At 65.8% G+C, this 23,994-nt stretch carries 16 protein-coding genes; 9 read left to right on the top strand and 7 right to left on the bottom strand.

Annotated features, from left to right (window positions below):
• The first annotated feature begins 1 nt into the window (after position 1).
• Positions 2 to 3,070, top strand: coding sequence for a serine/threonine-protein kinase (locus WG208_RS04660; RefSeq protein ID WP_337170169.1), 3,069 nt, complete (start codon positions 2 to 4; stop codon positions 3,068 to 3,070).
• Positions 3,071 to 3,355: 285 nt separating this feature from the next.
• A complete protein-coding gene (locus WG208_RS04655) occupies positions 3,356 to 3,886 on the top strand; it encodes a DUF4199 domain-containing protein (protein ID WP_337170168.1) in 531 nt (176 codons plus the stop codon).
• Positions 3,887 to 3,910: 24 nt separating this feature from the next.
• Here WG208_RS04655 and WG208_RS04650 read toward each other — a convergent pair whose 3' ends face one another.
• Positions 3,911 to 6,061, bottom strand: a complete 2,151-nt coding sequence (locus WG208_RS04650; RefSeq protein ID WP_337170167.1) for a patatin-like phospholipase family protein — start codon at positions 6,059 to 6,061, stop codon at positions 3,911 to 3,913.
• 105 nt (positions 6,062 to 6,166) lie between these two features.
• Complete coding sequence (locus WG208_RS04645; RefSeq protein WP_337170166.1) at positions 6,167 to 8,320, bottom strand: M28 family peptidase; 2,154 nt, start codon at positions 8,318 to 8,320, stop codon at positions 6,167 to 6,169.
• 84 nt (positions 8,321 to 8,404) lie between these two features.
• Between WG208_RS04645 and WG208_RS04640 the strand changes: the two genes are divergently transcribed.
• On the top strand, positions 8,405 to 9,157 hold the full coding sequence (locus WG208_RS04640) for a YoaK family protein (protein WP_337170165.1): 753 nt from the start codon (positions 8,405 to 8,407) through the stop codon (positions 9,155 to 9,157).
• Between the two features lie 43 nt (positions 9,158 to 9,200).
• On the opposite strand, the gene WG208_RS04635 is transcribed toward WG208_RS04640, so the two are convergent.
• Positions 9,201 to 10,868, bottom strand: a complete 1,668-nt coding sequence (locus WG208_RS04635; protein WP_337170164.1) for an amidase — start codon at positions 10,866 to 10,868, stop codon at positions 9,201 to 9,203.
• A gap of 224 nt (positions 10,869 to 11,092) precedes the next feature.
• Between WG208_RS04635 and WG208_RS04630 the strand changes: the two genes are divergently transcribed.
• A complete protein-coding gene (locus tag WG208_RS04630) occupies positions 11,093 to 11,518 on the top strand; it encodes a DoxX family protein (RefSeq protein ID WP_337170163.1) in 426 nt (141 codons plus the stop codon).
• A 100-nt stretch (positions 11,519 to 11,618) separates the two neighbouring features.
• Here the strand turns inward: WG208_RS04630 and sseA are convergent, their stop codons facing one another.
• The 4 genes from sseA to WG208_RS04610 all read right to left on the bottom strand — a co-directional run bounded on the left by sseA (position 11,619) and on the right by WG208_RS04610 (position 16,275).
• A complete protein-coding gene (sseA, locus tag WG208_RS04625; protein WP_337170162.1) occupies positions 11,619 to 12,503 on the bottom strand; it encodes a 3-mercaptopyruvate sulfurtransferase in 885 nt (294 codons plus the stop codon).
• An 82-nt stretch (positions 12,504 to 12,585) separates the two neighbouring features.
• Positions 12,586 to 14,019, bottom strand: coding sequence for a PrsW family glutamic-type intramembrane protease (locus tag WG208_RS04620; protein WP_337170161.1), 1,434 nt, complete (start codon positions 14,017 to 14,019; stop codon positions 12,586 to 12,588).
• Positions 14,020 to 14,025: 6 nt separating this feature from the next.
• On the bottom strand, positions 14,026 to 15,621 hold the full coding sequence (locus tag WG208_RS04615) for a tetratricopeptide repeat protein (RefSeq protein WP_337170160.1): 1,596 nt from the start codon (positions 15,619 to 15,621) through the stop codon (positions 14,026 to 14,028).
• Positions 15,622 to 15,723: 102 nt separating this feature from the next.
• A complete protein-coding gene (locus WG208_RS04610) occupies positions 15,724 to 16,275 on the bottom strand; it encodes a hypothetical protein (protein WP_337170159.1) in 552 nt (183 codons plus the stop codon).
• A 161-nt stretch (positions 16,276 to 16,436) separates the two neighbouring features.
• On the opposite strand from WG208_RS04610, the gene argG reads away from it, so the two are divergent.
• From argG to WG208_RS04585, 5 genes are all read left to right on the top strand, one after another.
• Positions 16,437 to 17,774, top strand: coding sequence for an argininosuccinate synthase (gene argG / locus WG208_RS04605; protein ID WP_337170158.1), 1,338 nt, complete (start codon positions 16,437 to 16,439; stop codon positions 17,772 to 17,774).
• 254 nt (positions 17,775 to 18,028) lie between these two features.
• Positions 18,029 to 18,739, top strand: a complete 711-nt coding sequence (locus WG208_RS04600; protein ID WP_337170157.1) for a hypothetical protein — start codon at positions 18,029 to 18,031, stop codon at positions 18,737 to 18,739.
• Positions 18,736 to 19,701, top strand: a complete 966-nt coding sequence (locus WG208_RS04595; RefSeq protein ID WP_337170156.1) for a 2-dehydropantoate 2-reductase — start codon at positions 18,736 to 18,738, stop codon at positions 19,699 to 19,701. Before WG208_RS04600 ends, WG208_RS04595 begins: the two co-directional genes overlap by 4 nt.
• Before the next feature lie 272 nt (positions 19,702 to 19,973).
• A complete protein-coding gene (locus WG208_RS04590; protein ID WP_337170155.1) occupies positions 19,974 to 22,559 on the top strand; it encodes a DUF1592 domain-containing protein in 2,586 nt (861 codons plus the stop codon).
• Between the two features lie 33 nt (positions 22,560 to 22,592).
• Positions 22,593 to 23,987: a DUF1552 domain-containing protein gene (locus WG208_RS04585; RefSeq protein ID WP_337170154.1), complete on the top strand. Its 1,395-nt coding sequence runs from the start codon at positions 22,593 to 22,595 to the stop codon at positions 23,985 to 23,987.
• The last annotated feature ends 7 nt before the right edge of the window (positions 23,988 to 23,994 follow it).

The following is a 23,994-nucleotide window of genomic DNA, read 5'->3' as shown; positions in this document are numbered from 1 at the left end:
CGTGGGCGACCCGACGGACCCGAACACGCACGAGGGCGTCGCGGACCGCGAGACGCTGCGCCGGAAACTGTCGGCGTTGCTCGAGGCCCGCTACGAACTGCACGAGGAGCTGGGCGGTGGTGGCATGTCCGTGGTCTATCGCGCCACGGAACGGGCGTTCGATCGTGTGGTGGTCATCAAGGTGCTGGCGCCGGAACTCACGGCGGCGCTCGACACCCGACGCTTCGCCCGCGAGATCAACATCGCGGCGCGATTGCAGCATCCCAACATCGTGCCGATGCTGTCGGCGCAGATCGATCACGGCATTCCCTACTACGTGATGCCGTACGTGAAGGGACGTTCGTTGCGCGATCGACTGGGCGCGGGACGGGTGCCGTTCGCCGAGTCCGTGTCGATGCTGCGCGATGTCGCACGCGCGCTGGCCTGTGCACACGCCGAGGGGGTGGTGCACCGGGACATCAAACCGGAAAATGTGTTGCTGGCGGGACGGGTGGCGATGGTCACCGACTTCGGTATCGCGAAGGCGCTGATCGCCGCGGCATCGAACGAGATGCAGACCACGGCGCACACGCTCACGCAGTTCGGGGCGTCGGTGGGTACACCGCGTTACATCGCGCCGGAGCAGGCGGTGGGGATAGATGTGGTGGACCATCGAGCCGATCTCTATTCGTGGGGCGTGATGGCTTACGAGCTGCTCGCGAGCGTGCACATGTTCGCCGATCGCTCGGGGCCGCGGCAGATGGTCGCGGCCCATATCGCGGAAATGCCACGCGCACTCAGCGAAGTGGCGCCGGATGTGCCCGAGGTGCTGGCGGATCTGGTGATGCGCACACTGGCCAAGGACCCCGATCAGCGGCCGGACAGTGCAGAGGATCTGTTGACGGTGCTGGAGGGGTTCGATCATGCGGTCAGCGGCGATCGATTCTCCTCCGGGCCGATCAAACTTTCCGGCACACATGCGGTACCGGACACCTGGCGCACCAGGTTCGTGCGTCCAGGGACCATCGCCGCGGTGTTCGTCGTTCTGGCTGCGGTCGCAGTGGGTGTGATCTACACGCGTCCCCGTCACGCGCTCGATGAACGCCTGCTCGTGGCGGCGCCGTTCCGTGTGGCCTCGGCCGACCCGGCGCTGCAATACCTGCGCGAGGGCATGATCGATCTGCTCTCGGCGAATCTCACCACATCCTCACTGCGCGTGACGCCTCCACGCACCGTCATGGAAGTATTCGCGTCGACAGCCGGTGCGCACGAACGTGATGCCACCGAGACGCAGGCGCTCACGGCGGCACGCCGGCTCGGGGCGGGCCATCTCCTGCTGGGTGATGTCGTGGCCACGTCGAGCACGCTCACCTTCACCGCTCGTCTGCTCGATGTTGCGGCGGGGACGTCGGCGGAACCCGTCGGGGTGACGGGCTCGGTGGACAGTGTGCCGCAGCTCGTGGACCGTCTGTCGCTGGCCATCCTCACGCGGCTCGCGCCCGACGAGGCGCGCCGGCTCGGCAACGTGAACACGACGTCGGTGGTGGCGCTGCGTTCGTATCTGGAGGGACTGGCGCTCATGCGCAACGGCCGGCACCCGGATGCCACCGTGGTGTTCCGGCGTGCCATCGAGGCCGACACGACCTTCGCACTCGCCGGCATCGGTCTGCGGCTCGCGGCGTCGTGGAATGGCAATCAGCTCATGACAGCACTCGGCACCGATGTCGCGTGGCGACACCGCGCGCGTCTGAGTGCGAGCGATCGGGCGCTGCTCACGGCGCTCATCGGTTCACGTTATCCGGAACCCACACCCACGGTGGAACGGCTGCGCGAGGTGCGTCGTTACGTGGCGCTGGCGCCGCAGCGGGCGGAGGCATGGTATCTGCTGGGAGACGCTCTCTTTCACTACGGGCATCTCACCGATATCAGTGAAGACTCGGCCGATACCGAAGCCAGTGCGTCATTCCTGCATGCACTCGATCTCGATTCGACCTATCTCTCGGCGGCGGTCCATCTCACGGAGCTCGCGCTCTGGTCGGACGACAGGAGCACGTTCGATCGTGTGTCGAGGATACGCTTCGCGGCCGATTCCGACCGTTCCTGGCTGTGGGAGTCGAACTGGTATCGCGCGGCGGTGACGAATGCGCCGGGTGGTTCGGTGTGGCTGGATTCTCTCAAACGACAGAACTGGGGATATCTCACACAGACGGCCATGCGCGAAGGGGTGGGCGCGCGTGCGGCGTTCGCGGTGACGGACTCCCTCTACCGACTGGCTGAAGGTGGCAGTCCCGACCGGTTCCTGAGCTTCGCCATGACGAAGCTCGACTGGCTGCTGCTGCTCGGTCGGCCGCAGCAGGCACAGCAGCTCATGCAGACGGTGCAGGCTCACAGCGACGACAACACGAAGGCCAACATGGCGGTGCGGTTGTTGCGACAGGCCATGATGGGCGAACACGACACCACTGGCGTGGGCGCGGCGCTGCGACATCTCGCCGCCGACGAGGCGCTGGCACCAACCGATACGATTCGCCGCGGATACATTCTGCGCGCGGTGCGCATGACGGAGCCGTGGCGGTTGGCGCAGGGCGATACGAGCAGAACACGTCTGTCGCTGCAGCGATTGCACGCGGCCACCGTCGGCACCCCGACTGCTGTCGATCCGGACTATCTGCTTTCGATAGGTCTCATCGAAGCCATGTATGCGCAACGTACCCGACGCGGGGATGTGAAGACACGGCTCGCGTACGTGGACTCGCTGCTGCAACATCTGGACTACAGCCGCGTGCACGAAGCGCGTACGGCGTTCACGAGTTTGCAGGTGGCGCGCATGTGGGAGCAGGAAGGAGAGCCTACCCGGGCACTGGTCGCGTTGCGCCGGTCGGGCGATCACTGGCTCGGATCGGTCACGCCGTTCTGGGCGACACGTCTGCGCGAACGTGGACGGCTGGCCGCGCGACTCGGCCACCGTGAAGAGGCGCGGCTGGCGTATGCCCGCTATCTCGCGTATCGCTTCGATGTGGAGCCGCCGGTGCTGGCGCAGGTGGACACCGTCACACGCGCCCTGCAGGCCCTCGGGAAGCCCGGTCGCTAGGCAGAGAGTCTCTCCCGCACGGGCAGGGGTAAGCGAAAATACGGTCAAGACCCACTCCAGCCGGCCCTTCGACAAACTCGACGCCCGGCGGCGCACGCAGGCGGTGCAGCGCGGCAAGGCACTCGGCCTCATCCCCTGACCCCGCGATCCGGTCATCCGAATGGATGATTTTTGCTGAAATCCTGCAAAACCAGGCAAAATCATCCCTTCGGGTGACGCGCGGACGGTCGACATCCCGCAAGTTCGGCGCGCTTCCTTCACCTGGGGACCTCACCTGGAGACGATATGCGCAGAATCGTTCTGACGTATGGCCTGATTGCCGGCGCCATCCTGTCGGCGATGATGGTGCTCACGATCCCGTTCATGGACCGGATCGGTTTCGATCGTGGTGCCATCATCGGTTTCACGACGATGGTGCTGGCGTTCCTGATGATCTTCTTCGGGGTGCGTTCGTACCGCGACACGGTGGGCGGCGGCAGCGTCACGTTCGCTCAGGCGTTCGCCCTGGGGCTGCTCATCGCGCTCGTGGCGACGGTGTGTTACGTGATCACCTGGCAGTTGCTCTACTACCAGTTCATGCCCGACTTCGCCGACAAGTACGCGGCCCACGCCATCGAAAAAGCGCGTGCGGCCGGGGCCAGCGCCGATGAGCTGACCCGGCTGTCGCAGGAGATGGACGCGTTCGCCGTGGCCTACCGCAATCCGCTGATCAACATCGGCTACACGTTTCTCGAACCGCTGCCCGTGGGGTTCGTCCTGACGGCCGTCACCGCGGCCATCCTGGGCCGGAAAGAAAAAGCGCCGATGCCCAACTGATCGACTGCCTGGTTGATCGATCCGTCAGAACCAGCGCCCCACCCGCACGAACCAGCGGTGATCGTCGCGGCTGTTGAAACCGTACTGGATGCGCAACGGACCGATGGGTGTCACCGCGCCCAATCCCACACGCATGCCGGCGATCCATTCGCCGGCCAACGGACGGTACTCGTCGGTGGACACCTGTCCCCCCTGCAGTGTGAGCTGCAGCGCCAGCGGACCCAGAATGGGACGGGCGATATCCACCGACGACGACAGTTCGGCGTGTCCGCGCTGTTCGAAGATGCGAAGACCCGCCATGCCGTCCTCACCACCCAGCGTCGTGGCGTCCATCAGCGGCAGTTCACGGTCGGCCCAGATGACACGCGACAACACCGCGATGTTGTACAGTCCGCGCTGGAATGTCGATGCCGTCATGGCCTGCAGTCGTGTGTACCGATTGGTGTATTCGAGATCCACGCGTGGCACGAAACGCGGATCCGATCGCACCCGCACGAATCGCACGACGCCACCAAATGCGGAGAACGCCCGATCGCCGAACTCTTCGCCGGTGGTACTGTCGCCTTCGATCTCGAGGGTGGTCACGCGCCGCGCGAGACCGGCGGCCTGCAGGGTCCAGCGCTGACCGAGCGGTTGTTCGATGCCGATACGCAACTGCTGATCGCTGAATGCGGGCAGCAGACCGTCGGGAATCTCGATGCGTTGATCGTTGGGATCGAAGAGGCGCACCCGTTCGCGTGCCACCAGCGCTTCCAGAAAGGGACTGCGTCGCAATTCGATGTACTCGTCGTTGCGTCGCAGTCCGATGAGCAGATCCTGTCGGTAGCGGCCGAGCGCCCCACGCATCGCGAATTCGAGTGGCGCGCGCATCACGTTGCGGTCGACGGCGCCCAGCCATGCGCGTCCGCCGAGTTCACCGTCGTACACGAGGCCCGCCGACAGCGTGCGGCGTGGCGCGAACACCAGGCGCGGATGAATCAGCACACTGTCGGTGCCGCTCACCGCATCGGCGGTGGGGCGGCTGACGGTTACCCGCTCGGGGGAGATCCAGAGCGCGTTCACGCGTTCGCCGTCGCTCACACGCGCGATGCGTGTCATGACCGAATCGAGCGACACATCGTTGGGCGATTCATTGCCGAAGATGATGTGCGACAGTCGCTGTTCCGCGCGGGTGGTCTGCGCGGTGAAACGCCGTGTGGCGAACGGCGGCAGCTCGGGCACGACTCGTTTCCTGGTGGGCAGGCATTCGGCCGACGGAATCGCGCGACGTGCCGCTTCACGGCCACGCGCGATCATCAGCTTCATGGTCGCATCGGAAAAATCGAGCGCCGAGATACCGGTGGTGTTGCTGGTCACCCGGAGATCGCCGTCGCGCAGTTCGGGGCGGTTGCGCGAAAAGAGAAACCGCATGAGCGACGACGCCACCACGCCGGTGGTACCGTTGCTCACCACCCCCGACAACGAATCGGTCATCTCGCTCAGGATGACACGCGTGGCGCCTTCCTGTCTGGCCACGCCCACGGGCGCGTTCTCCGCCACGCCGCCGTCAACGAGCACGTGTCCGTCGATGACGATGGGCTGAAACACCAGGGGAATGGCGAAGCTCGCGCGCACCGCTTCCGCGAGATCGCCGTGACGCAGCACGACCGGGTCGCCCGTTTGCAGATCGGCGGCCACGGCACGGAACGGAATGGGCATGCGATCGAAATCGCCGGCAGCGCGCAGATTGCCGGCCAGCAGCATGGCCGATGCGATGAGATTGACGTTGGCTTCGCGCGCGGTGGCCGTGGAAAAATCGAGACCGCCGGCCGCACCTTCGTGCCAGGTGAGCAGCGGCAGCACCGGGCCCAGCGCACGGGGCGCGGAGGGGGCATATCCGCCGATGTATCTGCCAACGTTGAAGCGGAACACGAACGACTCGAGCGCTTCGCTGTCCCATCCACTCGCGTACATCGCGCCCACCAACGCCCCGATGCTGGTGCCGACGACGAGATCGGGCGTGACGCCGAGCGAGTCGAGATGCTGGATGACACCGACATGCGCGATGCCCTTGGCGCCACCGCCGGCGAGCACGAGGGCCACCCGACCGGCCGGACAGGACTGCGCCCGCAGCGGTGAAGCCTGCGTGGTGACGAGCAACAGCGCACCCGTCACCACGCCAATGACTGACTTCAATAGCCGCGCAAAACGACGGCGGAGAGAAATGGATCGCACGGGGTGTGGCATCGGGACATTGAAGAATGAGAGAGCGGAATGGAGAGCGAGGTGGAACGCGAAACGTTACCGGGTGCGTCTGGCCGCACTGGTGGTCAGCGTGACGGTTCCCGCCTTCTCCATGTTCCGGATGTGATCGAAGACGTCCTGCAGCGGCACCGGTTCGAACTCGCCGGAGATGAAGTCGCGGATGTCGAGCACCGACATGCCCCGATCGAGCACGGCGTTGAGTTCACCCGTCATGTGCGGCGGAATGCGCGTGGGCGTGGGCGCCGGTCGACCGCCACCACCGGGGCCGCCAGGACCACCGGGACCCCCACCAGGCGCGGCGGCGGCAGGCTTGCGGTTCACGATGGTGCGCGACGCTTCCTGTTCCAGCGCCGACATGACCGGCTCGGTGGCCGGCACCTTCCATGTGGCCGCGGCCAGCGTATAGGTGGCCTTCACTTCGGCCAGCAGCGCGGCCGCACGCGCGTCGATCAGCGGGATGTACGTCGCCGTCAGCCGCTTCTCGGCGGCCGCCGGGTCGGCAAAGAGCACACTCACCGACTTGATGACGGACTTCTCGATATTGGCCTGATGCCGCACCGCCGCCTTGGCGTCGGTGTAGGCCTGGGCAAGCTGGTCGGCGCTGGTCACGTCGCCGATGTACCCCAGTCCCTTGCGCTGGTTCGCGGCCATGCGTTCGGCGCCGCGCCCCAGAACATCCGCGGCCACGCGGGTGGCCATCGGATCGTCGGCCGTGGCCAGCACGGTCATCGCACCCACACTCACCACCGCCGCGCGCTTGAACTGCGTGGGATCGAGCTTGTCGGGCGTGTCCTGCGACGAGTGATACCAGGGATCGGGCCAGGTGTTGAAGATCACGGCGGGAATGCCGTGCTGCATGTACGTGGCGTGATCACTGGCGCCGTAATACTTGTCGATCTTGATGTAGAACGGATCGCGGCTGCCGTTGGGCGAAAGCACGTCCAGTGCCGGCGCATATCCGATGTGACGATAGCGCACCCGTTCACGCGTGATCTCGGCGACGAACTCCATGAAGTTCTGACAGATGTCGTTCAGGAACGTCGGGAACGAATCGGGCGAGCGCATGAGCAGCCACGTCGCACCCGCCGTGGTGAGACGCAGCCCTTCCATATCGTAATTGAGATCGGCGATGATGCGCTTCTTGAGCTCGGGATGCGCATTGAGCCAGGCGTTGGTGCCCGCGATCTCCTGCACGAAGAGGAAATGGATCGTGCGCTTCGGGCGGGGCAGCTTGCCCTGCTTGATCAGCTCGAGATAGGTGCGTCCCACTTCGAGAATGAGCGCGGCGCCGGAGTTGTCGTCGTTCGCCCCCTGCTTGATCAGTCCTTCGAAGATGTGCGCGGAGACGATCACATCCTGGTTGGTGCTGCCATCGCCGTCGATGGTGAGGTGAATGACCTCCTGACGGCCGGGGAACGTCTGCGCTTCGACCACCGACCGTACGGTGATCTGTTCACCCCGTTCGAGGCGCACCTGCAGATCGCGCGCCTGTCGTGTGGTGACGAGCCATCCGAAGCCCGGATTGTTGCCCGCCATGCCACCGGCGACGATGCCCGAGGACACCATGATGTCGGGCTGTTCAATGGGGCGCATGGAATTCCATGACAGCACGCCCACGGCGCCGCGCTCGAACACGGCCATGCGCTGCAGGGTGTTGAGCGGGGCGCTGCCCATCACGACTTTGCCCTTCACATCCTTGCCGGCATAGTCTTCGGGGCGACTGCCGTTGCCCACGTCGACGAGGTCCCCCGAGATGTCGCCGGTGGGGGTGTTGGTGCCCAGCGCGACCGGGGTGTCGTAGATGTCGTGCAGCTTGCGGGGGCCGTTCTTCTCGGACACCCAGAGCTGACCCTTGGACGGCTGCCAGAGGGCGGCGGACGGGAAGATTTCGATGTTGGCCGAGGAGTAGCCGTACTGCTTGGCCAGCTCCACGGTGGCGCGGCTCTCGCGGAAAGGGCCCGTGGTGTATTCGGAAGCCTGCCGCACGCGCTGGTAGGGCACGAATTCCATCACGTGGTGCATCGCGCGTTCGCCCGAGGCTTCCATGATGATGGCGCGCATCTGCTCCCAGTTGAGCAGCGTGCGGTCCTCCTTCTCCTGGGCGGCCAGTGGAGCGGAGGCGAAAGGTTGCAGCGCGAGCGTGAGAGCCAGCCCGAGCGCGGGGGAGAGCAGCCGAACGGTGCGACGCATCGACAGGTCGGTAAGTAGGACGGGGCGGAGCGGGAGGGTATCCCAAAGCTATTCGGTGCCCATCGGGAAGAGCTATCTTTCAGGATGCTGCTCGATCTCGCACGCAAGCTGACGGGCCGTGAACGCACGCTGGCCGGCAACCGTCTGCTGGGGATGACACTGGCGTTCGTGGCCGGTGCCACCAACGCCGGGGCGTTCCTCGCGGTGAAGCAGTACACCTCGCACATGACGGGCATCCTCTCCACCCTGGCCGACTCGGTGGTACTCAAGGCCTGGTCGGTGGCGCTGGCGTGCGTGGGGGCGTTGCTGTCGTTCCTGACCGGCGCGGCGGTGTGCGCCCTGCTCGTGAACTTCGGACACCGTCGTCAGTGGCGCAGCGCGTTCGCCACGCCGCTGCTGCTCGAATCGGTGCTGATGTTGCTGTTCGGCGTGTTGGGCGCACAGCTCGCGCATGTGCAGGGACTCTTTGTCCCGTTCACCATCATGCTGCTGTGTTTCATGATGGGACTGCAGAATGCGGTGATCACCAAGATCTCCCGCTCCGTCATCCGCACCACCCATGTGACGGGCATGGTCACCGATCTGGGGATCGAGTTGGGGCGGCTGTTCTACGTGAATGCCTCGGACGACGGTCATCCGCCGGTGCTGGCCGATCGGGTCCGCATGCGGCTGCTGGCCAGCCTGCTGGTGTCGTTCTTCGTGGGTGGCGTGGTGGGTGCGGTCGGCTTTCAGCGGCTCGGTTACGCGACGACCATTCCGCTGGCGCTCACGCTCGGCGCATTGGCGGCGGTGCCGGCGTTCGATGATCTGAGTGAGTCGTGGGCGAGGGAGGCATGAGGGGGCGGTTCACCCCCAAACCCACCTCCTCACAACCCACAACTCATTCCGCCACCCTCGCCCCCACGAACCGCCGCGACCCCCTCTCATACGCATGCGCCAGCGCGAGCAGCCTGGCGTCGCTGCCCGGCAGTCCCACGAACGACAGGTTGCCGGCGGGCATGCCCGCGGCATCGTATCCGGCGGGCACCGACACCTCGGGAAGCCCGAGCGAATTGCCGTAGCCCAGGGTGGTGCGTACATCGGGCCACCGGTCGGCCGCCGCGGGCGCCCCGAACGGCATGGTGGGATACACCATGGCATCGAGTCGCTGCGCCGCCATGGCCGAGGCGAGTTGCGCCACCACCGTTTCGCGTGAACGCAGGAAGGAGCGCGCCGCCGCGTCCTGTTCGTAGGGCTGGTCGATGAGCACGGCCATCTTCTCCCACGATTCCGGCAGCACGTCGTAGAACGCGCGATACGCCGCGAGTCCGCGCTGCACCTTCCGGCGTGCGTCGTCCATCGACCCCTGCTGGCCGGCGAAGTAGCGCAGCAGCGCGTTGGCCGTGGGGGCCGGCGCATTGGCGTCGGGTTCCACATCGCCACGCGCCCTGGCGGCGGCGTTCATCTGCTCACGCACCGAGGCCCGTGTCACGGGTGCGACGAAGGCGTCGACGATGGCGCCGGCGCGTGTGCAGTCGGCGATGGCACGATCGAACACCGCGATGGCTTCGGGCTGCATCTGCGCACGCGGGACGTGGAACTCCACGAGCCCCAGTCGCGCACCGCGCAACGCATCGTCGCGCAGCGTGGAGAGGGCGCCGCGACGCCACGGTGTGCGCAACGCCAGTCCATCGGAAGCATCCGGACCGGCAATGGCATCGAGCATGAGCGCGGCGTCCGCCACATGACGGGCCAGCGGGCCGTGGGTGTCGAGCACCGGCCAGGTGGGAATAACACCCGTGCGCGGCACGAGGCCGAACGTGGGCTTCATGCCCACCACACCGGTGAATTGCGCGGGAATGCGGTTGGAGCCGCCGTCGTCGGTGCCGAGCGCGGCGAACGCGATCCCACAGGCCACGGACACCGCCGATCCCGCACTCGAACCACCGGGGGTGCGAAGGCCCGCCGGATCGTGCGGGTTGACGACCTGTCCACTGAGTGAGCTGGTGCCGTTGCCGCGATAGGCGAAGTCGTCGGCGACGGTCTTGCCGAGCAGCACGGCACCGGCGGAACGGAGACGCTGCACTTCGAGCGCATCACGATCGACCGCGTCGGGGAACAGCTGGCTCCACGCAAAACTCGACGCCGTCGTGGGCAACCCCTTCATGTCGTAGATGGACTTGGCGAAGAGTGGCACTCCATCCAATGGACCCCGCAGCGCGCGCCGACGGAGTCGCGCATCGGAGGCGCGGGCTTCACTCAGCGCCGTCTCGGCCAGCATGTCCGCCAGATGCAGTCGATCGTTCCAGCGACGACAGCGATCGAGCGCCCGCGTCGTGATTTCCACGGCCGTGTAGGCACCCCGTACACGACCGGCCTGATAGGCCACGATGGTGCCCTGCAGCGGATCATCGGATGGCTGCGATTCCAGCATGGCATGCAGCATATCGTGCAGCATGTCACGCTGGATGTCATGTCGCAGCGATTCCGATGCACCTGACCCGCGCAGCCAGGGGAAACCAAGCAGAGCGGTCAGATAGGCCAGCGACTCGCGCCGGGAGAGAGACATGGGACGACCGTCGAGAGAACGAACGCGTGAGAAAGCAGAGGACGTGTGCAACAATCCCGCGGATGTCTTCCGGAGATCTTCCGGATGTCTTCGATGTCCTCCGGATGAATACGGAGGACATACCGGAGGCATGCCCGTCAGGCGTAACTTACCAGCTCGTTGTGAACCCTGGGCGCTGCCGGAAGGTGCGGTGGCGTATCGGTCCCTTTTCTGGTGAGAGTCCTATGTCTGGTGTACGTTCGCTGCTCAGGTTGGATGCGGTTCCGGTGCAGAACGATCTGGCGTTGCTGCTGTTGCGGGTGTGGTTCGGTCTGTCGCTCGCGGGTCTGCACGGCTTCATGAAGATCGGCTGGCTGTCGGCGGATCCGGTGCAGTTCGCCGACCCGTTCGGTCTGGGACCCACGGTGTCGCTGGCGCTGGCCGCCGGTGCCGAATTCATCGGCGCGCTGCTGGTGGTCATCGGCCTGGCCACGCGTTGGGCCGCGTTGGCGGTGATGGTCACGATGGCCACCGCGTTCCTCTCGGCGCACGGCGGGAAGCTGCAGGGCGAAGGCAACGGGGAATTGCCGTTCCTCTTCTTCGGGGCGTTCCTGGTGATTTTCCTCGCGGGCCCGGGGCGCTTCAGCGCGGATGCGAAGCTGGGGCAGTAATACCCCCCCCCGCCTCGCACCTGTCGCACGTATCACACGCAGCACGGCATGTAGAACGGCATGTAGAACAACACGTGGAACGACATGCCGGGAGACGGGACTATTGCGCCGGTCCCGTCTCCACCGGTGTTTCCGTCTGACTGCCCCATTCCGTCCAACTGCCGTCGTACACGGCCACCTGTTTTGCACCGGCCGCTTCGAGCCCCAGCGCCACCGCGCAGGCCGTGATACCGCTGCCGCAACTGCACACGATGGGCGCATCGAGTTGCACGCCGGCATCGGCGAAGCGCGCGCGCAGGGCATCGGGTGGGAGCATCACCCCGTCGCTGTTCACCAGCGTGGCGTAGTGCACGTTGCGTGCACCGGGAATGTGTCCGCCGCGCACGCCCGCACGCGGCTCGGGCTCGGCGGCGCTGAAGCGACCCGGTGAACGGGCATCCACCACCTGTTCGGCACGCGCGCCGCTGTTGTGTGCTTCGACATTGCCACGCATCGCAACGAGATCGCGCCATCGCGCGGCATCGGGGCGAGGGGTGAAGACCGCGGGCGACGGCGATTCCGATGCGCTGTTCGTCTCACGTCCCTCGGCGCGCCACTTCACCAGGCCGCCGTCGAGCACCGCCACATGGTCGTGGCCGAGCGCGCGCAGCATGTACCAGAGACGCGGGGCACTGAAGTGCTGACCGGAGCCGTCGTACACGACGATGGCATGTTCACTGCCGATGCCCAGCGCGCCGAGTTTCGTGGCCAGCACCTCGGGTGACGGCACCGTGTGCGGATACGGCGCGTGTTCGTCGCTCAACCAGTCGATGTCGGCAAACACGGCGCCCGGAATGCGCGCGGCCGCGTATTCGTCGCGCGCGTTGCGTCCGGATGCGGGCATGTACCAGCTCGCATCCACGACACGAATGGAGGGGTGTGACAGATGTGTCGCGAGCCAGTCGGTGCTCACGAGCGGCGTGGGAAGCGGGAGCGTGGTGGTCATCTCTGGAAGCAATCGCCGGAACGCGCGGAGCTCAAGCGGTGATCAGAGGGCGATCAGGAAGCGATCGGGGCGTGTTCTGCGCTCATCGAGCGCTGGCCGAGGAGATCGGGATGATGGTGGCCTCCATCTGCCCCGATCGGCGGATGGCCTCCTCGGCCTGTGCTTCACGCACCTGCTTGAGTCCGCTCTGGATCATCCCCAGCACCAGCAACCAGGTGGCCGCGCCCAGGACCATGAACTTGCCGTAGTACCCCACGATGGGCAGCGCGAAGTCGGCGTTCCACGTCATGTGCAGCAGCATGCACACCCCGAGTACGCGCAGGAAACGCGGGTCGCCGAACATGCTGCGGTCGAACGGACGATTGTCCCGCACGCGCCAGAGCGCGGCGCCGGTGAGACCCGTCCACAGCACATGACCGCCGAGCAGCGTGAGCACACCGCGGTTCAGAATGGTGTCGCGCATGGCCACGTCGCCACCGGGGCCGAGTGCCGCGCGCAGGGCGTACCCGGCCGATTCGAAAATCGCGAAACCCGCACCCACGGTGGCCCCCAGCAGCAGACCATTGAGTGTCCAGCGGAAACGTTTCTCGCGCACCACCAGCAGCAACGTCAACACCTTGCCGGTCTCCTCGACGATGCCGGCGCTGGCCGCACCCAGCCAGTTGGACAGTCCTTCGGTCCAGTCGAAGAGGAAGAGCGAGATGACGATCGAGACGAGACCGCCGGTGAGCAGCAGGCGGATCACCTGATACAGCGAGATGTTGCGCGGGACATTCACTTCGAAGAAGAAAATGAGCAGCGACACCGGGATCGCGACCGAGCCGATCATGATCAGCCCGGGAATGAGATTCACATTGTGGAACCGGTCCCAGGCGAAGAGAAATCCCCAGTAGAGCGCGAGCGAGAGCAGGCACACGCGCACGAACAACCAGGGTTTGGGCCAGCGACTGTCGATCTCGCCGAGTTGTGGCGTGGTGAGCGCGGTGCCCACCGTGAAGTTCGCTTCGATCTCGCTGTCGTCGTGTTTCTTGGTGACATCGGCGAACATCTCGCCGGCGTTCCATTCGGCGGGCTTCTCGATGCCGGCCGCGTTGGACAGATGATCGCCCATGCGACTGACGAAGTCGAACACCGACACCGGCTGGGTGGCGATGTGCACTTCCCACAGCGAGCGGCCGATGCGCACCTGCTGCCTCGCCCGCGCGAGGACGGTGGACGACGAATGCCCGTCGATATAGAGCGGCAGCGTGCCCAGGGCGTCGATGCGCACCTGATTGTTTTCGAGCCGGATCCGCGCGAACGCGCCGACCACTTCCGGATCGTCGCTGAGCACGGCGCAGTCGGCGGAGGTGCCGAGTTGCACGGCCGCGGAGCCCACGAGAATGCGTTTGTGCAGATCGGGGCCCGCGATGCAGACGAGCAGATGACGGCCGGTGACCGTGTGCGACGGGTCAGCGGAAGCCTGCGGCTCTCCCGACGTGGAGGAACCGTGTGGAGAGCGCTCGAAAGAGTCCATGATCCATCAGCCCGATAGTGGCCCCGGCCAGAGGTCGCCATACAACTTCGGACCGCAGCTCTGACAGATGCTGTGGCTGAAAGTGGCATTGGAACGCTCGGCCACGAAAGTCTCCACGGCCTCCCAGTATCCGCGGTCGTCGCGCACCTTCTTGCAGTTGGCGCAGATCGGGATGAAGCCGGAGAGTGTACGCACATCCGCCAGCGCCGCCCGCAGCTCTTCGTTGAGCGAAGCGAGTTCGGCGTTGGCCGCCGCGAGCGCCGCCGCGCGGGCACGTTCGCGGCGCTGGTTGTACACGAGCATGAGCAGCAGCGCCGACACCAGGGCGAGAATGATACTGCCCATGATCACGGTGCTGCGCTGGCGCGAGATCAGAACCTGCTGTTCCACGCCACGGGACTGCAACTGCATGTTGGCGCGCAGGGCGGCATCGGTTTCGGCACGGGCTTCGCGCGATGCGATACGCAACGCCGCGTCCTGATCGAAGATGGTGTCCCGCAGCACACGAAAGGCGCGCAGATACCCCACGGCCGCGTGGGCATTGCCGGCGGCGTATTCGAGTTCGGACAGATGATCGAGCGCTTCCAGTGCGATGACCCGCTGGCCCACGATGCGGGAGAGGGCGAGCGACTCGGTGAATTCGGTGCGCGCACCGGTCATGTCGCCCAGCTGCATCCGTGCTTCACCCAGGTAGAGCAGCGCACGGGCCCGCGCGCGGTCACTGCCGCGAGCCGTGGCCGATTGCAGGACCGAGTCGAGAACGACCCTGGCCTGTTGCGGCCGGCCCTCGCGCAGCAGCAGGACACCCTGGCTGGCGGCATTGAACTCCCAGCTCTCCACGGTGTCGGCGGTGGAACCGCGGCCACCGGGGCGTCCGTAGGCTTCGATCGACTTGGCAATGAGCTGTCTCGCCTCGCCGAAGTTGCCACGATCGATCTCCAGCATGGCCAGACTGTTGAGGGCATAGCCCAGCGCCGCGGCGCCGCCTTTCAACTGTTCGGCGACGTGCGTGGCTTCCTGGAGCGTGACCCGTGCGCGCTCGAGCTGCCCCCAATCGTGGTACACCTTCCCGATGTTGGTGAGTGTGCGGGCCAGTCCCATGCTGTCGCGCGACGTGCGCCGGATGCGCAGCGCCTGGACGAAGGCTTCGAGTGCCGGTTCGTAGATCCCGAGCTGGTAATACGAGGCGCCGATGCCGTTGTAGACACGGGCCAGCTCCGTTTCATCGTCGAGGCGGCGACGCACCGCGAGCGCCGAGTCGAGATGCAGCAGGGCGCTGTCGTAGATATTCCGTCCCCAGAACGTGATACCGGTGCGGTAGCGCGCATTGGCGAGGGTGACGGAATCGCCGGTGCGGAGGGCGAGCGCACCGGCGGTGCGGTAGCGACGCAGCGCTTCGAGCGGCTGATCCCGCTCGAGGGCTTCACCCGCGCGGAAGATCGAGTCGGCCCTGGATGTGTAACGGCTGTCGGACGGCGGAGATGACTGCGCCGTGGTGACCGCCGGCAGGAGCAGTCCCAGGACGAGCACGGCCACCGGCAACAGGCTGCGCACGCCGCCCGCCAGCGTGCCGTGTCGGAGATGCCACCGGTCGCGCGTCATCTCCGAAAGTATCCACTCCCGCCCGCGCTTCACCAGCGGGGTGGACCATTTAGCGGTCCCGGCCGCTCCCTCTCGTTCCCTGCTGGTAACGGTTCGGGAGACTCACGCCACCGACCCTTGCGCACCCATCGCCCGCAGCACATCGGTGTGCAGGCCTCGGGCGGTCGTCTCGTCCAATCCGGCGGCGAGAACGTGCGCCTTTCCACCGACTTCGAGCTGCAGCAGATATGTCACCTGCTGCAGGGCGTGTTTGATGTCGACGCCCATCCCGGTGCCGGTGGAGATGGTCTGACCGGTCAGGACGATTTCCTGCGAACGGTCGTAGTGATTGCGTATGGCGAGATGATGGATGTCCGCCGCCGGGTACAGCATGCCCTTCACCGTGATGCCGTCGGGCGAGACGACAAAACTGGACGGTGTGCGGTGCAGCTTGGGCCGGAAGTCGACTTTGAGCAGACACCAGGCGAACACGCCGACGCCGACGAGCATGCCCACGGTCTCGTTCACCACGGCGCCGACCAGCATGCCGGCGAGAAACCCCAGGAGGATGTAGAACAGTCCCCCACTGCATCCGAGACTGGGTCTGCCGGCGGGGGTGACCGTGAACGTGACGTTGGAGCCATTCGCGGTCTTCTGGTACTGGGCTTCCTTCATGGGATATCCGGCAGAGGGCGCAAGGGATGGTGACCCGGAACGTGATCGGGCCGCTCACACCCGGCATTGCGTGAAAGCGCCCGCCGGACCGTCATGGTTTCCCCGGAACCTGTTAACTTCCCGGCGCCGTTTTCTCCGTTCCCGTCTCAGCCCGCACTCCCGTGGCCAACATCCTCCAGCGTCTTCCCGTCGGTGAAAAGGTCGGTATCGCCTTCTCCGGTGGTCTCGATACCAGCGCCGCGCTCCACTGGATGCGTGCCAAGGGCGCCATCCCGTACGCCTACACCGCCAACCTGGGCCAGCCCGACGAGTCGGACTACGACGAGATCCCGCGCAAGGCAATGGCCTATGGGGCCGAGAAGGCGCGGCTGGTCGAATGCCGCTCGCAACTGGTGGCCGAGGGGCTGGCCGCGCTGCAATGCGGCGCGTTCCACGTGAGCACGGCGGGACAGACGTACTTCAACACCACGCCACTGGGCCGCGCGGTCACCGGCACCATGCTCGTGGCGGCGATGCGTGAGGACGACGTCAACATCTGGGGCGACGGCAGCACGTTCAAGGGCAACGACATCGAACGGTTCTACCGCTATGGGCTGCTGACGAACCCCAATCTGCGCGTGTACAAGCCGTGGCTCGACCAGCAGTTCATCGACGAACTGGGCGGCCGCACGGAGATGGCGGAGTATCTCATCGCCTCGGGTTTCGAGTACAAGATGTCGGTGGAGAAGGCGTATTCCACCGACTCCAACATCCTTGGCGCCACGCACGAGGCGAAGGATCTCGAGTTCCTGAACAAGGGCATGCACATCGTGCAGCCCATCATGGGTGTCGCGTTCTGGCGTGACGATGTGAAGATCGAGCGGGAGACGGTGAGCATCCGCTTCGAAGAGGGCTATCCCGTCGCGCTCAACGGCCGCGAGTTCGGCAGCGCGCTCGAGCTCTTCACCGAAGCGAATGTGATCGGCGGCCGTCATGGGCTGGGCATGTCCGACCAGATCGAGAACCGCATCATCGAAGCGAAGAGCCGCGGCATCTACGAAGCGCCCGGCCTCGCGCTGCTGTTCATCGCCTACGAACGCCTCGTGACGGGCATCCACAACGAGGACACGATCGAGCAGTACCGCATCAACGGCAAGAAGCTCGGGCGGCTGCTGTATCAGGGACGCTGGCTCGACCCGCAGTCGCTGATGCTGCGGGAATCGGCGCAGCGCTGGGTGGCGCGCGCTGTGACGGGCGAGGTCACGGTCGAACTGCGTCGGGGCAACGACTACTCGATCATGGACACGTCGAGCCCGAACCTCACGTACAAGCCCGAGCGGCTGACGATGGAGAAGGGCCAGGAGTACTTCTCGCCGCTCGACCGCATCGGCCAGCTCACGATGCGCAACCTCGACATCATCGACACGCGCGAAAAACTCGCCGTCTACGCCTCGGCGGGACTGCTGCGCGGCAGTTCGGCGACGGGTGTGCCACAACTGCCGAGCGGGGCTGACGAGTAAGCGAGTCGGGCTCTAAAAACGGAAACGGCTTTGCCGCGCAATCCGCGGCAAAGCCGTTCTGTTGTTTCCGATCCGTCCCCGCTTGTCCCTCCCCCGGTCGCGAACGTGAAAATGTCACCGATCCGTCCGGCATCTATCGCGAATCGCGTTCCGTCGCAAACATTCCGGGTTACCGGTGTATTGCAGTTTCCCGCCGAGCGTCCGTGTGGTCGGCCGCTCCGCTCCCACCCCGTTTCATGATCAGGAGTTGACGGATGACGCGTCTCACGAAGGGCGCTGGTACGGTCCTCGCGGCGGCCCTCGCCCTCGCGACGGTGCCCCAGCTCGTCCATGCGCAGGAAGATCGATCGATGGCCGTGAAAGGCGGCATCCAGGTGAGCGGCTGGCAGGGCAAGGTCGACGACAAGGAAGCCAAGGCCGGCCTCACCGTCGACAGCGCCAAGTTCATCACGATGGGCCCCGGCATGCACGCCACGACCGGCCCGGCCACGACGTACTGGAACCCGTCCATGGTCGGCAAGGGTGACTACGTCGTGAAGGCGACGTTCACCGAACGCGAGTACATGGGCCTCAATTCCCATCCGCACCCGTACGGTATCGTGATTGCAGGCAACGATATGGGGACGGACAATGCGAGCTACCTGTACTGCGCCGCGTACGGCAACGGCACCTTCATCGTGCGCGGGTTCGGACCGGCGCCGTTCCAGATGAACGGACCGCGTGGTGGCCCGAACGATGCCGTGCACAAGGCCGAAGCCAAGGGCAAGCCGGTGACGCAGGAGGTCGCCCTGCAGGTGAAGGGTGACAAGGTGTCCTGCATCATCAACGGCACCGAAGTGGCCAGCTACAGCAAGGCCGAGCTGGTGACCGCCGGGAAGCTCAAGAGCACCGACGGCATGGTCGGATTCCGCATGGCGCACAACACCGACGCGCATATCGCCGGCTTCTCCCTGGGCAAGCCGTGAGCGGACCCGGCACGGCCACGCGTCCTCTGCGCGTGGCCGTGTTCGGCGTCGGGGCGGTGGGCGGCGTTTTTGGCGCCCGTCTCGCACAGGCCGGACATGATGTGTGGTTCATCGCCCGTGGCGCGACGCGCGATGCGCTGGCCCGGAACGGGCTTCGATTGGACAGTATCGATGGCGATCTGCATCTGACCACCGTACAGGTGACGGACGATCCATCACAGGTGGGCCCCGTCGATGTCGTGCTCGTCGGCGTGAAAGCCACCCAGGTTTCGGGCATTGCCACGGCCATGCGCACGCTGCTGGGCGACGCCACCGTGGTGATCCCGCTGCAGAATGGCGTCGAGGCCAGCAGCCGGTTGGCTGAAGCATTGGGCCCGGATCACGTGCTCGAAGGTCTGTGCCGGGTGATCGCCGAGCAGGCGGGTCCGGGGCATATCCGGCATGCGGCGGTGACGCCCATTCTCGAATTCGGCGCGCGCGCCGGTGCGACCCCGCCAGCGGCGGTCTCGGCGATGATCGGCGTGGTGGCCGATGCGATGCGCGCGGCGGGCATTCAGGCGCTGACTCCGGCCGACATGGCCACGGCGCTCTGGGAAAAATTCCTCTTCATCGAGCCCATGGGCGTGGTGGGAGCGGCCACGCGCAAGCCGTACGGCACCGTACGGTCCGTACCGGAAACACGCGCACTCACCGATCAGGCCATCGACGAAGTCATCGCCGTGGGGCGGGCAGTGGGTGTTGCGTGGCCAGCCGATGCCAAAGAACAGATCTGGAAGCGCTACGACAGTTTGCCGCCAAACGAGTTCACATCGATGGCACGCGATCTGATCGCCGAGCGTCCAAGCGAGTTCGATGCACAGACTGCCGCCGTGGTGCGTCTCGCCCGACAGCGCGGTGTGGCGACCCCGGTGCACGACGTGCTGCATGCCGTGTTGTTGCCGAGTGTGGTTGCAACGAACTGAGTCTTGCGGCGTCTTCGAAGACGACCGATAGTCATTGCATCCACGGCAGTCATCGGTGCTGCGCCTCGCACTTTTTTGCGACGCGCAGCGCTGCGGGCTGCTGGCGCGTATCAGCTGATTACTGAAGTATCACAAGCAACACACTCCTCCGGTCTCCTTCCTGCCGGAACGAGTGAGGCCGGCCGATGCGGGCGCATCGACCGGTGAGCATGCGGCTCTACCTCTGTGCAGTTCCCGGCGAACTGTACGCCATCCCGTCTGGAGTGGCCGGCATGAAGGTTTTATTCGCGTGGTCGGGGATTACCGCCACCGTGACTTTGGTGACATCGCTGCTGAATCCGGCGACGTCACCGTCGACGTTGTCATCCACCCGTGATGGCAATGCGACCGACCCTGTGCGCCCGGCCTCGATGGTGCGCACGGCAACCGTGCGAACGCCCGAGGCTCCTGTACCCGGCCCCGTGGCCGGTACGCACTCCGTGCTGGCGCGGCCGATGTCTCCCACGAAGGCCAAGGCCAAGTACGGCGCGCGGGGCATCGAAATGGCCGCGCTCGACTCGACGGTGCAGCGCTACTGTGGCTCCTGTCACAACCCGGCGCGTGCGGCCCGCAGCGGCAATCTCTCGCTGCGCGGCTATTCGGTCGATTCGGCGGTGGCCCAGCTGTCGGTCTCCGAGAAGATGATCCGCAAGCTGCGGGCGGAAATGATGCCCCCGCCGGGATCCAAGCGGCCGGGCGGCGATACGCTGCTGGCGCTGGTGGAGACGCTGGAACAGACGATCGACGAGATCCCGGTCAATCCGGGGACGCGCGTCTTCCAGCGCCTGAACCGCCCCGAGTACCAGCGTGTCGTGCGCGACCTGCTGGCCCTCGAGATCGATCCGGGCGACTGGCTCCCGCTCGACACCAAGAGCGCGAACTTCGACAACATCTCCGACGCCCAGGCGCTCTCGCCCACGCTGCTCGAGGGCTACCTGAATGCCGCGTCGGCGGTGAGCCGCATGGCCATCGGTGACCGCAAGGCGCCGCCGGGCCAGTTCAACTACCGGATCTCGCCGTTCGTGTCGCAGCATCCCTGGGACTATGTCGAAGGGACGCCGTACGGCACGCGCGGCGGCATGCTCGTGACCCACACCTTCCCGGCCGACGGCATCTACCAGATCCGCGTGAACGTCGGCGGTGGCGTGGGCCGTCCGGTGGAAGACGTGGACGTCTCCATCGACGGCGAGCGCGTGGCGTTGCTGCACTACGATCGTGGCGTGGCGCGCAACAGCGAATCGGCCGACCTGCCGCTGGGCGCCGACTATCTGCTCACCGAGCCCATCGCCGTGAAGGGCGGGCAGCGCAAGGTGTCGGTGGCGTTCGTGCGCCGGGCCGAGGGACCGTACGAGGATCTCATCAAGCCGCATGAGTGGTCGCGGGCGTCCAGCGGCACGGGCGCGGCGGGCACCACCGAGCCGGCCTATCTGATGGAATTTCTCATCATGGGGCCGTCAAAGATCACCGGGCTTTCCGACTCGCCCAGCCGCAAGGCGATCTTCACCTGCAACCCGCAGGGGGCCGCGGCCCAGCGCACCTGCGCGGAATCGATCCTCACCCGCCTGGCCACACGCGCCTACCGTCGTCCGCTCAACGAGAGCGATCGCAAGGCGCTGATGACCTTCTACGATCGGGGCGTCGCCAATGGTGGCGACCAGCCGTTCGAAGAAGGCGTGCGCCTGGGACTGCAGGCGTTGCTGGTGAGCCCGCACTTCATCTTCCGCATCGAGCGTGAGCCCGACAATGCGGCGGCGGGCAAGGATTACCGCATCGACGATCTCGAGCTCGCGTCGCGTCTGTCGTTCTTCCTCTGGAGCACGATCCCCGACGAACGGCTGCTCACGCTGGCGCGCCAGAAGCGTCTGTCCACGCCGGCGGTGTTCAACGCCGAAGTGAAGCGCATGCTCGCCGATCCGCGTGCCGAAGCGCTGTCCACCCGATTCGCCGCGCAGTGGCTGCGTCTGCAGGATCTCGAGAAGGTGCACCCCGATGCCTTCCTCTTCCCCGACTTCGATCAGCAACTGGCCGAGTCGATGGAGCGGGAGACCGAGCTCTTCTTCGAAGACCTCGTGCGCAAGGACCGCAGTGTGCTGACCGCGTTCACGGCCGAGTCCACCTTCGTGAACGAACGGCTCGCCAAGCACTACGGCATTCCGGGTGTGGTGGGCACGCACTTCCGCAAAGTCGCCTATGCCGACGACCAGCGTCGCGGGGTGCTCGGTCAGGGCAGCGTGCTGGTGCAGACCTCGCTCGGCAACCGCACGTCGCCGGTGCTGCGAGGCAAGTGGGTGATGGAGGTGCTGCTGGGTGCGCCGCCGCCGCCGCCGCCGCCGAACGTGCCCGACCTCGAGCAGACGGCCGGCGCGAAGGAGGGCAAGCAGCTCACCACGCGCGAGCGCATGGAGATGCACCGCGAGAATCCCTCCTGCAACTCGTGTCACAACTTCATCGACCCGATCGGTCTGGCGCTCGACAACTTCGACGTGACGGGCAAGCTCCGGTATCGCGAGAACGGCGCGCTGCTGGACACGCGTGGCAAGCTGTACGACGGCACGGCGATCAACACGCCGACCGATCTGAGCCACGCGCTGCTCAAGCGGCCGATCCCGCTGATGCGCAACTTCACCGAGAACCTCATGGCCTACGCCCTCGGTCGCCGGGTGGAGGACTATGATCAGCCCACCGTTCGATCGATCGAACGGCAGGCCGCGAAGCAGCAGTACCGCATGTCCGCGTTTGTGATGGGTGTCGTAAACAGCAAAGCCTTCCACTCCAAGCGCGCCGAGCCCGTGTCGGCTGACGCGTCCCAGAACAACTGAGCCGACCCGAACCCGCCCCAAGGAGCCTTCGCAATGGAATTCCTCACGCAGAAGACACTCGCCCGCCGCACGTTCCTGCGCGGCATGAGCGCCAGCATCGCCATTCCCTATCTCGACGCGATGGAGCCGGCCGGCCGATTCCTGTCGAAGAGTGGCGGTGAAGCCGTCGCCGGCCACAAGCGTCTCGTCTGCATCGAGTCCGTGCATGGCGCGGCCGGCAGCAATACGTGGGGCGCGTCGAAACATCTGTGGGCACCGGAAGGGGTGGGCCGGCAGTTCTCGCTCAATCCGGAAGGCGCGCTGATTCCGCTGGACGGATGGCGCGAGAATCTCACGATCGTGAGCAACACCGACGTGCGCATGGCCGAGGCGTTCGATGCGCCGGAAATCGGCGGCGACCATTTCCGTTCGAGCGCGGTGTTCCTCACGCAGTCGCATCCGAAACAGACGCAGGGTTCGGATCTGTTCGTGGGCACGTCGTTCGATCAGATCGTCGCGCGCAAGATCGGACAGGACACGCCGCTGCCGTCGATGCAGCTCTGCATCGAGAACCTCGATCAGGCGGGCGGCTGCTTCTACAACTATGCCTGCGCGTACACCGACACGATCAGCTGGGCGTCGCCCACCGAACCGCTGCCGATGATCCGCAATCCGCGCACCGCCTTCGACATGCTGTTCGGCGCCGGCGCGAACAACGCGGACCGCTCGGCGCGCCGCAAGGACAACGGCAGCATCCTCGACTGGGTGGTGGGGGAGATCAACTCGCTCAAGCGCGATCTCGGCGCCGCCGATCGGCGCCGTGTCGATCAGTATCTCGAGAACGTGCGGGAACTCGAGCGTCGCATCGAGAAGGTGGAAGCGAAGAACAGCAGCGGTGAGGAGCGCCTGATTCCGGAAGCGCCCGCCGGGGTGCCGGACAGCTTCGAGGAGCACATGAAGCTGATGTTCGACATCCAGGTGCTCGCGTTCCAGTCGGACATGACGCGCGTGTTCTCGTTCAAGACCGGCCGCGACGCCTCGAGCCGCGTGTTTGCCGAAAGCGGCACGAACAAGGGCTTCCATCCCGCGTCGCACCATGGTGGCCGCGAGCAGGCGATCATGGAGTTCAACCTGATCAACAAGTACCACGTGTCGATGCTGCCGTACTTCCTCGAGCGTCTCAAGGAAACGAAGGAAGGCGACAGCAACCTGCTCGACAACACGACGATCATGTACGGTTCGCCGATGGCGGACGGCAACGTGCACAACCACCGTCGGTGCCCGCTCATTCTGTTGAGCGGTCAGCAGGCCGGTCTGCCGCGCAACGTGCACCTCAAGGCGCCCGACGGCACGCCGATGGCCGACGTGTTCCTCACGCTGCTCCACAACTACGGGATCGACGCGCCGAGCTTCGGCGACAGTGTGTCCCCGTTCGCGATGTACGCCTGAGGTGACG

It is taken from the genome of Gemmatimonas aurantiaca (genome assembly GCF_037190085.1).
Taxonomy (GTDB): domain Bacteria; phylum Gemmatimonadota; class Gemmatimonadetes; order Gemmatimonadales; family Gemmatimonadaceae; genus Gemmatimonas; species Gemmatimonas aurantiaca_A.
The sequence above is the reverse complement of the archived record's forward strand: the minus strand, read 5'-3'. Positions and strand labels throughout refer to the sequence as shown.